Source organism: Bacillus paramycoides, from assembly GCF_001884235.1.
GTDB lineage: Bacteria > Bacillota > Bacilli > Bacillales > Bacillaceae_G > Bacillus_A > Bacillus_A paramycoides.
The window spans coordinates 119,211-134,874 of record NZ_MAOI01000020.1 but is presented as its reverse complement, the minus strand read 5'-3'; the positions used below and the strand labels follow the sequence as shown (position 1 = coordinate 134,874).

The window sequence follows — 15,664 nt, the reverse complement described above, 5'->3', positions numbered from 1 at the left end:
AAGTGAAAGAGACTATAGTAAAAAAATATATAGACCATCAAATATTAAGAGATGAGCGCATGTTACATATAATTACAAAATACTTATCAGACTTGATTGTAAGCAATGATAAGTCACTCACTTTCCTCATTATTATAAGCTAATAGTGGTTCGTACATCATTATAGCGTGATTCTCCGTTACATATTGGTCTTCTATAAACTGTTTCTGTTGATTATATACTCTACGTTGAATAACATTATGTCGTATATAACCACCCCAGTACGCAGATTGGATTGAGTGTTCTTTTTCATAAACCTCATATTGATAAAGCTGTGGATGGGCAACTCTCCATTCACCGACTAAATGCTTATCCGTAATATAAAGGTGAAGTTGATACGATTGGTCCGTTTCATTTTTGATTTGTAAATCCAAATAGTTATAAGAACAAGTTGCTCCGCTTCCAAATGGTTGGGTCCGCTTGGAATCAGGAAAGACATCAAAACTATGACGATATCGCTCTGTTACTGTCAATGGTGTATGTAAGGTCATCCAATATATTAAATTTGAAAGCTGACAAAGCCCTCCTCCAATACCTGCTTGAAAAGATCCATAGTGTAGTATCATACCTTCTACATACCCTTTTCTCCTCGTAGGCTTACCTATTAAACGCCAGTAAGAGAATGTTTCTCCCGGCTTAATGACGATACCATTTAGTTGTTTAATAGCAATCTTTAAATTAACAACTTTATTCTGTTGATACCACATATCTACATCTTTGAGTTTACGAAGTAGTATCGTTCGGTGCTGAATCGCTGTACAGGGTAACTTTTCTTGTTGAAACGTTTTTGCATATGTTTTTCCGTCTGTTAACCACTGAATGTACCTCTTTGTAGAGTAATACCATGTCCCTAGTAGAATGCGATACTTAGACCGCTGTTTAGGACGTAAGTTCACTAAATTCATTTTAGTTCCTCTCTCCATCGTTTTCATATGTTACCATTTCCGTAATTACGCTCCCAATCTCAATTGTCGTATGAATGACTTTGAATTTACCCAAGTTTTCCCGCACAGAACGGTAATATTAATTGTCGCATTCTCTCGTTTGTTAACTACATTCTTATATATATATCGATAAAATGTACTTTTCTTAGCTGCATAATAATTAACATAAATAGATAAAAGACGCAAAAGAACAGTGTAATTAATTTAATGGGGACCTTATTTTTTCCATTTTCCGAATGGCTCATAGTCATGTGGAAATCCGCTTCAATACGATAAATTCAAATAAACACATTATAAATATAAAGGATAACCTTAAATAAAGAATAATGAAAATTAAAGAAATTCTAAAGTATTAATATGTTTTTACTAAATATTGATTGATAATAAGTTGTTTTTTGAGACTTTACTAGGTTCTGTTGCAAAGTTTCTTAGCAAATAAAAAGCTAAGTTAATTACAATGAAAGATTATGTAACTCTTAGTGATTTCTGTAATTCATTGTACATCGAAAAACCGCAGTCTAGTCCCAGACTGCGGTTTCGTTTTATATTTATATATTCGCAAGTAAAACAGCATAATATCAGTATGAATCCCTATAACAATATGAGTTTTTGCATATTTTAAAATTTAGTATATCCTCCGAAAAGTTTTAATTGTATAATGTGTTTTGTCATATTCTTTTAGATTTTTCGACAAAAAATAACAAAAATAGAAGACGTATTGGGAGAAGGCATTATGTATACAAAACTATTAAAATCAATTACATCATTATCACTTATTGGTGGTGCTTTATTATATACAAATGTAGATGAGATTAAAGCTGCTGAAGCAGGCATTTTTTCTGATGTGCCAACATCGCACTGGTCCTATCCTGCGATTAAAGATTTAGCGAGTAAAAATATTATTTCAGGTTATGGAAATGGGAAGTTTGGTTTTGGTGATGTTGCGACGAGAGAGCAAGTTGCGGCTTTAGTTTATCGAGTGTTAGTACCGAATAAGCAAGGCGGTTCGTTTAGTAATGATGGAACTCGTTATGTATTAAAAGATGGATCTACTTTAAACAATCCTTATCGTGATATTCGCTCAGGTTCTACACTGTTTCCTGAAGAGGTTTTAACGTTAACGAAATTAGGGATTTTTAAAGGTGATGGAAATGGCGGTTTTAGACCGAAAGATTCTGTTAGTCGTGCGGAAATGGCACAAATTCTTACAATTGCTTTTCAAGTCTCTGCAACGAAAAAACATACATTTAACGATGTTCCAAATGGTTTTTGGGCAGAAAACGCGATTAGTGCGGTGCAGTCAAACGGGATTGCAGCTGGTACAGGTGAAGGGAAGTTTGGGCCGTATACTACAGTAACACGTGAACAATATGCACAGTTTTTATATAAAGCTTTGGAATATAAAAACTCTGATGTGAAAAGTACAGGAGATGCTGCTTTATTAACAACGTTTAAAGATGAAGTACAAAAGCGTATTAATACATACGAAACGAACATTACACTTCCGTATCAAACGAAAAATAGTAATACAGAAGAAGTGATGAATACACTTTTTAACGCATATAAAGAAGTTGCAAATAAAAATGAGTATACAAATTATAATAGATCGAATGCTTCATATTCACTTTCTGGATCACCTGGAAATTATACGTTTACGTTACATATTACATATCGTGAAACGAAAGAACAAACGGAATATGTAATGAAACAAGCAAAAGCGATCGTTTCCTCTATTATTCAAGTGGGAATGGATGATCACGAAAAAGTGAAGGCGATTCATGATTACGTAGTGAAGCATGTTTCTTATGATACGTCTTATAAAGCGTATACAGCATATGAGGCGTTAGTGAATCGTTCTGCCGTTTGCCAAGGTTACGCACTATTAACTTATCAATTATTAAAAGAAGCTGGAATTGAGAATCATTTTGTAGTAGGAACTGGAGACGGACAACCTCATGCTTGGAATTTAGTTAAAGTCGATAATAAATGGTACCACCTTGATACAACATTCGATGATCCAATACCGGATGAACAAGGCCGAGTAACGTATTCTTATTTCAATCTATCGGATGAACAAATTGCAAGAAATCACGAGTGGAACCGCGGTGAATACCCACAGGCTACTACAAATTATTATGATACACTTACAAATAAAATTGCAGCGGGTAGCTCTAAAACACCTGCATATGAACAAATATTAAAAGATACAAAACTAAATTATTTAGGAAATGAGTACGTTGCAAATAATTATAATGAACTGAAAAATAAAATGCAGCAGCGCTATAGTGCAAAACCGGAAAAGATTGAAGTTCTTTATAAGCAATCAATGGACGGTGCATTGCAAGATGTGAAAAAGGCAATTGGAGAAATCAGTTATCCAAAAGGAGCCAATCGAGTGTCATATAAGGCGGAGCCGTATAATGCAAAAGAAGGATATTCTTTGGTGACGATTACGTTTACATATTAAAAAGAGAAACAACCTGAGTCCTTTTTATAGGGAATCAGGTTGCTTTTTTTCGTTTGTCATTTAAAAAAATCCTTCATTATTTTAGAACTTTCAATGCCCACTGTTACACCTTCTATCTTATCTCCATTTACACCCTTAGCAATCGTAATTTGATCTTTATTATCAACCCACACAAGAAATTCTTCTTTCGAGTCATCTTTATATGTAACGGTTATAGTAGAATGGGCAGATTGTCTCTTGTTTTGATCTAGTGTGATTGTTTTAGGAGTTCCATTTTGAACTGCCGAGACGATAGATTTTATCAATTCCTCATTGTCTGTTTGAGATTTTGAAACATTGTTATTTGTTGTTTTAAGTATTTCAATGTCTGTAATATTTGCGGAGTTTAATTGAATGGTATTTTGTGTATGTTCTTGCTTAGCTTGTGAAGTCTTATCTGTAGTCGAGGTGCTTGTACAACCAATTAAAGTGAAAGATAGAACGGTTAGAGCACATATAGATGTGATTTTTTTCATATTATCCCTCCTTAATATTAATTATAATAATTTTCCGTCAATTTAGATAGTATTTGTAAAGGGATGAATAAATAAACTTCTATCCTTACAAAACTGTCACATTCCTGTAAGGTAATTCAATAGATTAGATACTTTTTCCATGGCATAATAAAGACATAAGAAAGCTAATCAAAAACTATAAGTTATTAGGAGAGTGTCAGTCATGATTGTAACAACAACGTCTGGAATTCAAGGTAAAGAGATTATTGAGTATATTGATATTGTAAATGGTGAAGCTATTATGGGTGCTAATATTGTCCGCGATTTATTCGCTTCAGTTCGTGATGTTGTCGGTGGTCGTGCTGGTGCTTATGAAAGTAAGCTAAAAGAAGCTCGTGATGTTGCAATGGGAGAAATGAAAGAACTTGCAAGACAAAAAGGTGCGAACGCTATCGTTGGTGTCGACGTAGATTACGAAGTTGTTCGCGATGGAATGTTAATGGTTGCTGTAAGTGGTACAGCTGTACGTATATAATTAAATAAAAAACAGGCTCACCCCTTGAAGCATATGCTTTGAGGGGCTTTTTTTGTTTTCAAGTTGTAGAATTAAAAAGAATAAGCTTTATCCTTTAGGAAAAGGCTCATTCTTTTCATTTAAGCTATAAGATCTTTCGTTTCTATCTTTCTTTTGCTCATGACTAAAGTTAAAATGAACAAAATTAAGCTTAGAAGTGCCATTATAATAAAAACTTGCGTATAACCATTAAAATAGTCACGAGCGATTCCTGCTAAGACAGGAATGAAGCCACTTATAATGTATCCTCCTGATTGCATCATAGCAGTCCATGCACTCGCATCTTCTGAAGTTTTTGTTTCATATAGCGGTAGCATTAGAGCGAGTGGAAATACACCGCCGAGCCCGATCCCTAGTAAAATAGAAGTAATCCATGGTGTAGTTAATGGATATATCATGAGCGATAAACCTATCAGTACAAAACATATGCTTCCTAATAACCAAAGTGCTCGGTTTTTATAAATATCGGCTAACGTTGGAATTAAAAAGCTGCATATCATTTGAATAACTGTAAAAACGGTTATAAGAGTACCAGCTTGTTGGTTGCTTACACCCATACTTTGATTTGCTGGCGCAAGCCAAGTAGTAATAGAATAAAAGATTCCTGATTGTAGTCCGAAAAAGATTGTGAACAACCATGCTTTTTTATTTCTTAAAGGCAAACTATTATTCTTTCTATTTTGTACGTGCGTATTCTTTTTTCGTTTCATAACCGGATACCAAAATATAATGGCTACGATAGTAAGTACACCCCAAAAAGCGAGTGCCATATTCCAAGATCCTTTTAATACATGTTGTAAAGGAATCGTTAATCCTGCGCTTAAAGAAGCGCCAGTTCCCATGCCTACTGAATATATTCCAATCATTAAGCCGATTTTAGTAGGGAATTTTTCTTTAATAAAACCTGATAGTAACGGTCCTGCAAGCGCGATTCCAATACCGATAAATAGAGAGCTCGTGAATAATGTAAAAAGGGAAGAGGTAAAGGCTCTCATACATGTTGCAAAGCCGATTAAAATAAGGCAAGCCATAATTGCTTTCTCTGCACCATATTTTTTAATTACCTTCCCTGTTAGTAAGGCGAATGTGCCCATACAAAATACAGGGATAGCTGTTAAAAAGCTAACGGAAAAGTTGCTTATATTTAAGTCTTGGCGGATTGTTTCTAATAAAGGTGAAACGGATGTAATTCCGACGCGTAAATTAATTGAAACGAAAAATAGTGCTAATATATACAAATAAGTTCGTTCGCGATGTTTCAATTTCTTTTTCTCCTCTCTTAAACATCAGATGTTATTGAGTATATCATCTGATGTTTTATGGCATGACTATTTATTTAAACGTTTTAATAGTAATTCGCGTAAGCTATTTGACAATGCGTCCAATTCAATAATGTTTTTTATTGTTTTTATATCATCTTTATCATGAAATTTAACACGGTTAATTTGTGCAATAGACACCCGTTTAGGATGTGATTTAATAAGTTGTAAACAATCACTTGTAGAAACTTTTCCTTCTTGTAACACGCGACAGAGGAAACCCGTAAATCCAGTTTGTTGCATTTCAAGTGGCAGGGTAGGGACGTTATATTTCTTCGCAAGTTTATAGCATGGATTTCTTGGCTCTGATATTTGTATAATTGCTTCTCCGAAAGAAAAGATATCGCCAACATGAACAGTTTCTTCAGTCAATCCGTATACGGTAATATTTTCTCCAAAGAGTGAATCATCTATCATAGAAGGGATTATTTTGCTCCAATAGGCGTAGTGATCGTAAGAGTAAACGCATAATGCTTTATCTAGTCCGCCATGATCTTTATAAGCTTGTTCATCCCCAAGTAAACCATTTTTCGTTAAAAATATATCACCTTGGACAGGGTATTTTCTTATTGCTGTTGAAATAAGAGTTTTTCCATAAGGTAGTTGCTCTATTTTTCCGATGTTGATGGACTTTATTTGAAAAGTCGTTTGTGGCATTTCTTCATTCTCCTTTCTTGATTCATAACATCATCTGATGTTTAAGTGTAATATATAAGGAGCTTATTTCAGCTCCAAATTTTGAACAGCGTATGTTTGAGCCTCTTCGGCATTTTGTTTTAAAATAGCTTGGAATAATTTTTCATGAACCTCAGAGTTATCTTCATAGTCAGTTGTATTTAATATTAATTGGCTTAAAATGTGACGAAGAACAGGTACGAAAGATTGATACATATCAAGTAGAACTTCGTTTTTGCTCGCCTTTGCAATTGCTAGATGAAACTGAATGTCTGCATCTATGTATGCTACATAATTTCCTTCCTGAAGGGCATTTTTTCTTTTATTTAAATGTCCTTTTAAGTATAAAAGATCTTCTTCATTTCGGCGTTGTGCCGCCAACATAGCTACTTCCTTATCCAACATATTACGTGCTTCATACACATGACTAATATTAGCTTCTTGTAATCGTTTTTCAAATGAATCTTGTGCTATATTTAGTGAGATAATGCGAGTACCTTGTCCTTGTCGAACCTCTAGTATGCCAGCATGTACTAATATTTTTATGCTTTCTCGCAACGTTGAACGCCCTACACCTAGCTCTTCCATTAATTGCGGCTCTGTAGGGAGGCGATCACCTACTTCATACTCACCAGAAAAGATTTTTTCTTGTAGACGTTCCAACACTTCGTCGACTAATTTTCGTCGAGAAACTTTTGAAAAAGATTTCTTTTCGTTTATATTCATCTGCTCATCTCCTGTTATATTCGCTTTTATGATAACCAATTTAAGTTCTGTTGACAATGTTATTTTTTAGGTAGTTGAAACGAGGTGATAACGTTGCGTAGGGGCAAATACACTTTTGGATCCTATAAATTATAAGGGATTATCCAAACGAAAATTTTTAAATCGACTTATCTCTGTTGAACTGGATTAATAAGTTATTTATGGTATTATATTCATAATAAAAACAATGGAAAAATAGGGGGTACTTATGAAAAGAAAATTAGTATTATCTATTGCCTTCTCGAGTGTATTAGCGTTATCACTTGGATTTGTAAAAGATGTTCAAAGTACAAAGGTATTTGCACAGACTGATGGAGATCAATATAAGCTTGTTACTAAAGAAGAACAAGATCAAAGAGAAAGAAAAGTAGTAGAAGAGAAAGATGTGATCACTGTTATAACAGCAGAAGAACAAAATATGGTGGAAAACAGCTCGACTCAAGAAGGATTTGTTCCACAAATTAATGGGCCAGGCTTCTATTTTGAAAAAACCTTCGGAAATTAAGTTTAAATAAGATACAAAAAGGATAGATAGAGTATATTTTATACTGTTAATCTATCCTTTATAATTTTATTAGCTCGTCAAAAACACTTTTCCTTTTGTTTTCTCGGCAGATTGAACGACATCAACCGCATTTTTTACATCTACTAAGTCATACGTAGAATGTACCGTCATGAAACGTAATTGCTTATTTTCTACTAAGCGGATTAAGTGACGAAACGTTTCTTGCCATTTGTATGGTGACACGTCTTTATTCCAATGTCGTAAATGAAATATGTTAGCGTGCACTTTTGCTTTAGTGACAATCTCTGCCCAGTTTACTTGTACTCCTGATAGAAGACCTATAGTTAAAAAGTGCCCATTTGGACGTAAGGAGAAAGCTAATTCATTTCCATCCGCTCCCCCAATAGAATCAATCGCAGCATCTGCACCTACTCCATTTGTTAATTCCATAACGGTTTCATAAAGCGAGGTAGTGGAAGTATCTATTACATAGTCAGCACCAAGCTGAAGTAATTCCTCTGTATGCTTATTATTTCTTGTAACTGCAATTAATCGGAAGTTTAAAATTTGTGATAACTGAGCAAATAGATGTCCGATAGCGGATCCGCACGCGTTCACTAATAAAACGTCATTACGTTTTAAGTTTAGAGTTTCTGTACACGTAACCCACGCTGTAAGGGGATTAATATACATTTGTGCCGCTGTAAAGTCATCAATGGAATCAGGAATAGGGACCACAAAGTCAGCTGTTGTTGTAACGAACTCTTGCCAAGTACCTTCTCCGCGTAATGGCAAAACACGTTTACCGATGAGATCTTTAGAAACGAAAGGACCAACATCTTCTACAATGCCAACACCTTCATAACCAGGTATGTTAGGTAAAGGGATTCTATGTGCGTACGCTCCGCTTATTGGAATTAAGTCAGATGGATTAATCGGTCTAACTAGCATGCGAACGAGCACTTCGTTATCTTTTGGTGGTTCTATATTTTTATATTCAACGTTTAATACATCTTTCGGATTGCCAAACTTATGAAATTGAATGTATTTTCCGAACAAAATAAATGTTCCCCCTTAGTGTAGTTAGATTTATTATAACATCTGTATTTCAATTGCTTGTCTCATTTAAATGTAGGAGGGGACATACGCAAAATAAAAAGGAAGCAACCGTAGTTGCTTCCTACATCTATTAAGCCGAAGCTTTCTTCATTCTTTCAAGTAAGCTAGATAAAACATGCGTACGATAAGATTCTAGTTTTTTGCCTTCATAAGTACGGATACCTAATTTTTTAAGTTCTTTTACATACCAACCTTTGCTTCCGAAATACATGTGATCGCTCCCCTTCAACTTTGTTTTTTTATTTGTTCTGATTGTACTTGGAGGTACGGGATTATAATGAAGGAAATGAATTTCGTGTGAAAATGGTTAACTTTGTTGCAAAAGACATATATACTAAAGGTAGTATATAACGAGGTGGGCAAGACGTGATTATAGAGAAGCACGAAATTCAAATTGACCAAATTACGAGCGGAAAAGTGAACATCTTTACTTTCTACAGAAATAGAAAGCAAATTGATGATCATTTTTTACGATTGCAAGAACCATCGCTTACAGCAAACTACTTTTTCCATTTTCATTTTGATGCAGAGAGTTTGCATCTTCTGCAGGAAGAGTTTCCGAGCGTATATCCGTACGGCGGTAGTGAAACGATTCACGACTGGACGGAAAAGATGAAGACAGAATTGCAACATCAGATCCAAACAGGAAAATGGAATAAGCGCGTACGTATCGGTAATCGCATTCTAGATGTAGTATTTACGTGGTGTGACGAAGATATAGTAGAGTGAAAAAGAAGCGGATGACGCTTCTTTTTTTAGCGCTGGAATAAAACGAGCTTGCCTGCAGAAGATGTGCAGCGATGTGTTTTTTCGTACAATCCTTTTTCTTGTAAAATAGATTCGCCTTTCGATTTCGCTTCTTTTTCAGTTGCCGCCTCGAATGATTCGTCTAATGCTTTTGAACCATCTTTTTCAAAGACTGTTAGAACGTATACTCCCATGAAAATTCCCTCCAATAATTAAAATCAGAATCTTATAACTATTTTGTCATAAATCGCTAGAATATGCAAAGAAATATATGACATTGCGTGTTACAATAAAGTGAAACTTTAATCAGTGGGGAGTTTTTTTATCCCCACTGATTATTAGTTGAACCAATCGGGTATTTACGGGCAGTTAACTTTCAGACTAGCTTCTTTGCCCTACTGCCCGTTAATTCGGGATAAAGTGAAACTTTAATCAGTGGGGAGTTTTTTTATCCCCACTGATTATTAGTTTTCAGCAATTGAATAGTTATTGTTGATAAGATGAAACTTTTGAAATATAGAAAGGATCGTTATTTGTGAAACAAGTGAAGTTTATACATGCGGCTGATTTGCATTTGGATAGTCCGTTTAAAGGGATGGAAATGAATGTACCACCGTCTGTTTGGGAGAGAATGAAGCAAAGTACGTTTGAATCGTTCGAGCGTATTGTTGATAAAGCGATTCAAGAGCGCGTTGATTTCGTATTACTAGCTGGGGATTTGTATGATGCGGAGACGAGAAGTTTGAGAGCGCAAGTGTTTGTGCGTGAGCAAATGAAGAGACTTTCGCAGTACGATATTCCCATTTTTATTATTCACGGTAACCACGATCATTTAGGCGGAAGCTGGGCAGCGATTGAGTTTCCTGAAAATGTTCATGTGTTTACGGAGCCTTATGTGGAAGAGAAATCATTTTATAAAAATGATGAGCTTGTAGCTTCTATTTATGGGTTTAGTTATTTGCAGCAAGCAGTAACGGATAATATGACAGCGCAGTATATGAAAATGAGTGATGCGCCTTTTCATATTGGAATGCTTCACGGAAGTGTGGAAGGGGATGCGGAGCATAATCGCTATGCACCGTTTCAAATTCGTGAGCTGAAGGAAAAGCAGTTTGATTATTGGGCTCTTGGCCATATACATAAACGAGAAGTTTTATCGGAAGAGCCGTACATTATTTATCCAGGTAATATACAAGGGCGCCATCGTAAGGAAACAGGGGAAAAGGGTGCGTACCTTATCGAGTTAACGAAACAAGGATCGCATTGTTCGTTTTTCTATACTGCGGATGTTGTATGGGATGAGATAGAAGTTAATATTGATGGACTTGAAACTGTTGATGATCTTATGACAGTAGCGGCAGAAATAATGAATGAGTGCCGAAGAGAAGAGGAAGGTACGCTTTTAACCGTCGTATTTACAGGGCAGGGGCCGCTTTCTCCTTATTTGCGTGATGAAAAGCGTGTGGAAGAGATTTTTCATATTTTAGCAGCGGGAGAAGAGCGAAAAGACTTTGTGTATGCGATGAAGTGGAAAAATGAGACGGTTTCTTTTGCGGAAATTGAACGTTTGAAAGCAGAAAATCATTTCGTCGGTAGTGTACTGCAAGAGCTAGAAGGTTTTACAAATATGGACGGAGTGTTGCGCACGATTTGGACATCTCCTGTGGCACGTAATAGTATTGAATCTTTTACGGAAGAAGAGAAGAAAGAGATTCAAAAGGAAGCGGAAAATATTATTTTAGAGCAATTATTCCAGCAAGAGAGGGATAAAAAATGAGAATTGAAAAACTCCATATTTATGGCTATGGAAAACTAGAAAATGTGGAAATGGATCTTTCATTGCTGACGGTGTTGTACGGTGAAAATGAAGCGGGGAAATCGACAATTCGCTCATTTATGAAAAGTATTTTATTCGGTTTTCCGACGAGAGGGCAGCGCCGTTATGAACCGAAAGAAGGCGGGAAGTATGGCGGTGCGATTACTGTGCAAACAGAGAAGTACGGCCATTTGAAAATTGAGCGTTTGCCAAAGACGGCATCTGGTGAAGTGACCGTTTATTTTGAAGACGGGAAAACTGGCGGCGAAGATATTTTAAATGATATATTAAGCGGAATGAATGAAAGCTTATTTGATTCTGTCTTTTCATTTGATATGCATGGCCTTCAAAATATTCATCAGCTTGGCGAGGCGGATATCGGCAATTATTTATTTTCTGCAAGCGCAGTCGGAAGCGATGCGTTATTGCAGTTAGATAAAAAGCTAGAAAAAGAAATGGATCAGCGCTTTAAGCCGAGTGGTCGTAAGCCTGAAATTAACGTGTCATTGCAAGAAATGAAGAAGCTTGAAGAGAAGCTGAAAGAGTGGCAAGGGAAAATTGGCACGTATGAAAAACAGGTTGAGCAGTTAAAAGAAAGTGAAGAGAAACTCGCTTACGTTCGTACTGAAAAAGAGTGTGCGGAAAAACGAAAGCAAGATTATGAAATATTGTCGGCGCTTGAGCCTCTCGTTATTGAAAAACGTACGCACGAGAAAGTGTTAGAAAACGAAAAAGGACAGTTTCCTGTAAATGGTACGGCGCGCTATGAGGCGATAAAGGCTAAGATGGAGCCTCTTCAAGTGCAAGTAGATTCACTTCAGAAAAAGATAGAAACTGTACAATTAGAAATTGATGCCACAGAAATAGATGAAGCATTTTTACAAAAAGAAAGTTATGTAGAAGAGCTTCGTATGCAGCATATGTCTTATGAAAATGCACGCCAAGAAATGCGTGATATTACAGGGAATATTGCGAATATAAAAGAAGAAATTGCAGAACTAGAGCAACAAATTGGTACTACTTTTGAAAAAGAGACTGTTCTTTCATTTGATATAAGTTTAGCGACGAAAGAATTAATTACACAAACGGTGCAAAAAGCGAGAGAGTTAGAAACGCAAAAAACGCAACTAGATGAACGTTTTAAAACGGCTCAAGAGCAATTAGAAGAACAAGAAGAAAATATAAGACAAATAAGCCAGCAAATGTTAGCTGATGAAGAGAGAAATACGTTAGTTGAGAAAGAAAAATCATTTCAAGATGCGGCGTTTCTAGGTATGGGCGCAGAGAGAATGAAGCGTAAGTATGAAGAGAAAGCAGGGGCAGTAAAGCAAAAGAAAAAGCAGTGGCAAAGAGTTTGTCTTCTGTTACTTCTTATTAACACGGGCGTTTTAGTAACGAGTTTATTTATAGATAACCGCGCGATGTTATTTATTAGTGTTATTGTTTTTGTAGGAATTGTCTTAGCGCTCGTTTTATATAAAGATCCATCAGGTGGATTGCAAGAAGAACTCCTTACTCTTCAGCAAAGTGCTGGCGGGCGTCAAAGTGAAGAGGCGATGTCAGTTCGTTATCAATTAGAAAAAGATGAAGAGATTCGAAAGTTATTTGAGCGAGAGTCTTATAAATTGCAGCAAATGGAACGTGCGTATGATAAAGTCGTTTCATCGTATGAGGAATGGGAAAGAGAAACTTTCCATGCAGGAGAACAAGTAGATGCTTATAAAACGCGTTATATGTTCCCAGAATTTTATACGTATGCGCACATATTGCCGGCGTTTGAGCGTATTGAAAAAATGCAGCAATTATATCGTGAGCTAGAGAAACAAGGTGAGCGAAAATCTTCATTATATGAAATGATTTCTCGTTTTGAACATAAACTAGAAACTGTTATCGGTAGCACAGAGTATAGTAAGCTCTATGAGGCGCAAAGTCGTATGCAAAATGAGAAAGAGAAGAGGCAGACTTGTAAGCAAAAGGAAGAGAAGCTTGCGGAGTGGCAAGAGGAATATGAATTCTTGCAGCAGCAATTAAAGCAACTTCTAGTAGAACGAGATGGTTTATGGCATATTGCAGAATCTACAAATGAAGAGATGTTTTTAGAAGCAGGAAGATTGGCGGAAAAACGTGAAGATGCCGAGAAGCAAGTGGGGCGTCTATTGCCTCAAATTGATCTTTTAGAACAGCGCTTAACGAGTTTATCATTAGCTGAAAATTATGAGGCTGAAGGATATGAAGAAAAGTTAAAGCAAGAAATAGTAACGATGCAAAACTTTCTTGCGAAAGAGAAAGAATTAACAGAGCGTATTGCGAAGCATCGAATAGAAATTGCGAATTTAGAAGAAGGTAGTACGTACGGTGATTTACTACATGAGTGGGAAATGAAAAAATCACAAGTACGTGAACAAGTGAAGAAGTGGGCTGCATATGCGGCCGCGAAGACAGTACTAACGAAAACGAAGCAATATTATCATGAAGTGCATCTTCCGCGTATTTTACAAAAATCCGAAGAGTATTTCGTTTATTTAACAGGCGGACGATATAGTAAAATATTCTCACCGTCAGAAACGGAATCGTTTATTGTGGAACGTAATGATGGTATGCGTTTTTACAGTCATGAACTGAGCCAGGCGACAGCAGAGCAGCTATATTTATCGTTACGATTTGCGCTAGCGAAAACATTTGAGCATGATTATCCATTTATTATTGATGATAGCTTCGTGCATTTTGATGCGGTAAGGACGAATCGAACGATTGAACTTATAAAGGAAATTGCGAAAGATAGACAAGTTATCTTCTTTACATGTCATGAGCATTTATTAACATATTTTAAAGAAAATCAGATTATAAAATTAACACGTAAGCGTAAAGAAAATGAGTTGTAGTATGCTATACTAAAAGTAATTGATTTGGTGGAGGAATTCGAATGAAAAAGAAAATTGCAGAGTATGAAGTTGGTGAACAAGTCGATATTTTCTTGTTAATTAAAACAGCGACAAAAGGTATCGCAAGCAATGGAAAGCCGTTTTTAACAGTGATCTTGCAAGACCAAACTGGAGATATTGAAGCGAAGCTATGGGATGTATCACCAGAAGTTGAGAAACAATATGTAGCAGAAACAATCGTCAAAGTAGCAGGAGATATTCAAAACTATAAAGGACGTATTCAATTACGTGTGAAACAAATTCGCGTTGCTAATGAAAATGAAGTAACCGACATCTCGGAATTTGTAGAAAAAGCGCCAGTGAAAAAAGAAGATATGGTTGAAAAAATTACGCAGTACATATTTGAAATGAGAAATCCGAACATTCAGCGTCTAACAAGACATTTATTAAATAAGCATCAAAACGAATTTTTAGAATATCCAGCAGCGACGAAAAATCATCACGAGTTCGTATCTGGACTAGCTTACCATGTCGTATCAATGTTAGATTTAGCGAAAGCAATTTCTACACTATACCCATCGTTAGATAAAGATTTACTTTATGCGGGCGTTATTTTACACGACCTTGGTAAAGTAATTGAGCTATCTGGCCCAATTTCTACGACGTATACGTTGGAAGGAAATTTACTTGGCCACATTTCAATTATGGTGAACGAAATTGGTAAAGCAGCAGATGAACTACAAATCGATGCAGAAGAAGTATTAATCCTTCAGCACATCGTCCTTTCCCACCACGGAAAAGCAGAATGGGGTAGCCCAAAACCACCATTAGTAAAAGAAGCAGAAATTCTGCACTACATCGATAACTTAGATGCAAAAATGAACATGATGGACCGCGCATTAGGACGCACAAAACCAGGCGAATACACAGAGCGTGTCTTTGCTCTTGATAACCGTTCGTTCTATAAGCCGACGTTCCATAATTAAAAAATGGCCTCATTAAGTGTTAAAAAACTTAGTGAGGCTGTTTTTTTATTAAAAATCACATTCAATAACAGATAGAAATTAACTATTCTCCAGCCTAAAATATTATTTAATCAAAGAAATATCTTGAATTTGAGATTTTTTACTTGCTTTTTAATCACTTGAGATGTAAAGTGATAGTAACGAAAGTGATTGAGTCATATGAAAAACATACACTCAGTTACTTTCGGTTTACACAGTAAAGTAATGTATGAATGAATTTTTAAAACAGTTTTCTATCAATGCAACTTATTCAGTAAAAAACTAAGATTAAGCTACAAAAACATAATGAGAAT

General features: G+C 35.8%; 15 protein-coding genes. 7 read left to right on the top strand and 8 right to left on the bottom strand.

What is annotated here, in order from left to right:
* Positions 1-113: 113 nt before the first annotated feature.
* Positions 114-944, bottom strand: a complete 831-nt coding sequence (locus BAU28_RS03315) for a VanW family protein (RefSeq protein WP_071717732.1) — start codon at positions 942-944, stop codon at positions 114-116.
* 772 nt (positions 945-1,716) lie between these two features.
* Between BAU28_RS03315 and BAU28_RS03305 the strand changes: the two genes are divergently transcribed.
* Complete coding sequence (locus BAU28_RS03305; protein WP_071717731.1) at positions 1,717-3,450, top strand: S-layer homology domain-containing protein; 1,734 nt, start codon at positions 1,717-1,719, stop codon at positions 3,448-3,450.
* Between the two features lie 56 nt (positions 3,451-3,506).
* Here BAU28_RS03305 and BAU28_RS03300 read toward each other — a convergent pair whose 3' ends face one another.
* The gene (locus tag BAU28_RS03300) at positions 3,507-3,965 is read right to left on the bottom strand and encodes a hypothetical protein (RefSeq protein ID WP_071717730.1); all 459 of its coding nucleotides are present in this window, start codon (positions 3,963-3,965) and stop codon (positions 3,507-3,509) included.
* A 202-nt stretch (positions 3,966-4,167) separates the two neighbouring features.
* Here BAU28_RS03300 and BAU28_RS03295 point away from each other — a divergent pair, with 202 nt between their 5' ends.
* Positions 4,168-4,479, top strand: coding sequence for a heavy metal-binding domain-containing protein (locus BAU28_RS03295; protein WP_071717729.1), 312 nt, complete (start codon positions 4,168-4,170; stop codon positions 4,477-4,479).
* 119 nt (positions 4,480-4,598) lie between these two features.
* Here the strand turns inward: BAU28_RS03295 and BAU28_RS03290 are convergent, their stop codons facing one another.
* From BAU28_RS03290 to BAU28_RS03280, 3 genes are all read right to left on the bottom strand, one after another.
* Positions 4,599-5,780, bottom strand: coding sequence for an MFS transporter (locus tag BAU28_RS03290; protein WP_071717728.1), 1,182 nt, complete (start codon positions 5,778-5,780; stop codon positions 4,599-4,601).
* Between the two features lie 66 nt (positions 5,781-5,846).
* Positions 5,847-6,494: an MOSC domain-containing protein gene (locus tag BAU28_RS03285; RefSeq protein ID WP_071717727.1), complete on the bottom strand. Its 648-nt coding sequence runs from the start codon at positions 6,492-6,494 to the stop codon at positions 5,847-5,849.
* Between the two features lie 63 nt (positions 6,495-6,557).
* Positions 6,558-7,238, bottom strand: a complete 681-nt coding sequence (locus BAU28_RS03280) for a FadR/GntR family transcriptional regulator (protein ID WP_071717726.1) — start codon at positions 7,236-7,238, stop codon at positions 6,558-6,560.
* 247 nt (positions 7,239-7,485) lie between these two features.
* Between BAU28_RS03280 and BAU28_RS03275 the strand changes: the two genes are divergently transcribed.
* Entirely contained in the window at positions 7,486-7,782 is a 297-nt protein-coding gene (locus BAU28_RS03275; RefSeq protein WP_025149461.1) for a hypothetical protein, read from the top strand.
* A 69-nt stretch (positions 7,783-7,851) separates the two neighbouring features.
* Here the strand turns inward: BAU28_RS03275 and BAU28_RS03270 are convergent, their stop codons facing one another.
* Both BAU28_RS03270 and BAU28_RS03265 read right to left on the bottom strand, forming a co-directional pair.
* A complete protein-coding gene (locus BAU28_RS03270) occupies positions 7,852-8,841 on the bottom strand; it encodes a zinc-dependent alcohol dehydrogenase family protein (protein ID WP_071717725.1) in 990 nt (329 codons plus the stop codon).
* Positions 8,842-8,971: 130 nt separating this feature from the next.
* The gene (locus BAU28_RS03265; protein ID WP_000273536.1) at positions 8,972-9,112 is read right to left on the bottom strand and encodes a YflJ family protein; all 141 of its coding nucleotides are present in this window, start codon (positions 9,110-9,112) and stop codon (positions 8,972-8,974) included.
* A 155-nt stretch (positions 9,113-9,267) separates the two neighbouring features.
* On the opposite strand from BAU28_RS03265, the gene BAU28_RS03260 reads away from it, so the two are divergent.
* Positions 9,268-9,630: a hypothetical protein gene (locus BAU28_RS03260; RefSeq protein ID WP_071717724.1), complete on the top strand. Its 363-nt coding sequence runs from the start codon at positions 9,268-9,270 to the stop codon at positions 9,628-9,630.
* Between the two features lie 26 nt (positions 9,631-9,656).
* On the opposite strand, the gene BAU28_RS03255 is transcribed toward BAU28_RS03260, so the two are convergent.
* Positions 9,657-9,842 carry a YhzD family protein gene (locus tag BAU28_RS03255; RefSeq protein ID WP_002170682.1) on the bottom strand — a complete coding sequence of 62 codons (186 nt, stop codon included), beginning with the start codon at positions 9,840-9,842 and terminating at the stop codon, positions 9,657-9,659.
* A 341-nt stretch (positions 9,843-10,183) separates the two neighbouring features.
* On the opposite strand from BAU28_RS03255, the gene BAU28_RS03250 reads away from it, so the two are divergent.
* The 3 genes from BAU28_RS03250 to yhaM are packed head-to-tail and all read left to right on the top strand — an operon-like array spanning position 10,184 to position 15,332.
* Positions 10,184-11,425, top strand: coding sequence for a metallophosphoesterase family protein (locus tag BAU28_RS03250; protein WP_071717723.1), 1,242 nt, complete (start codon positions 10,184-10,186; stop codon positions 11,423-11,425).
* Positions 11,422-14,346 carry an ATP-binding protein gene (locus tag BAU28_RS03245; protein ID WP_071717722.1) on the top strand — a complete coding sequence of 975 codons (2,925 nt, stop codon included), beginning with the start codon at positions 11,422-11,424 and terminating at the stop codon, positions 14,344-14,346. Before BAU28_RS03250 ends, BAU28_RS03245 begins: the two co-directional genes overlap by 4 nt.
* A 41-nt stretch (positions 14,347-14,387) precedes the next feature.
* Positions 14,388-15,332 (top strand): 3'-5' exoribonuclease YhaM, encoded by a 945-nt coding sequence (gene yhaM / locus BAU28_RS03240; protein WP_002170685.1) that lies wholly within the window; start codon positions 14,388-14,390, stop codon positions 15,330-15,332.
* Positions 15,333-15,664 lie beyond the last annotated feature (332 nt).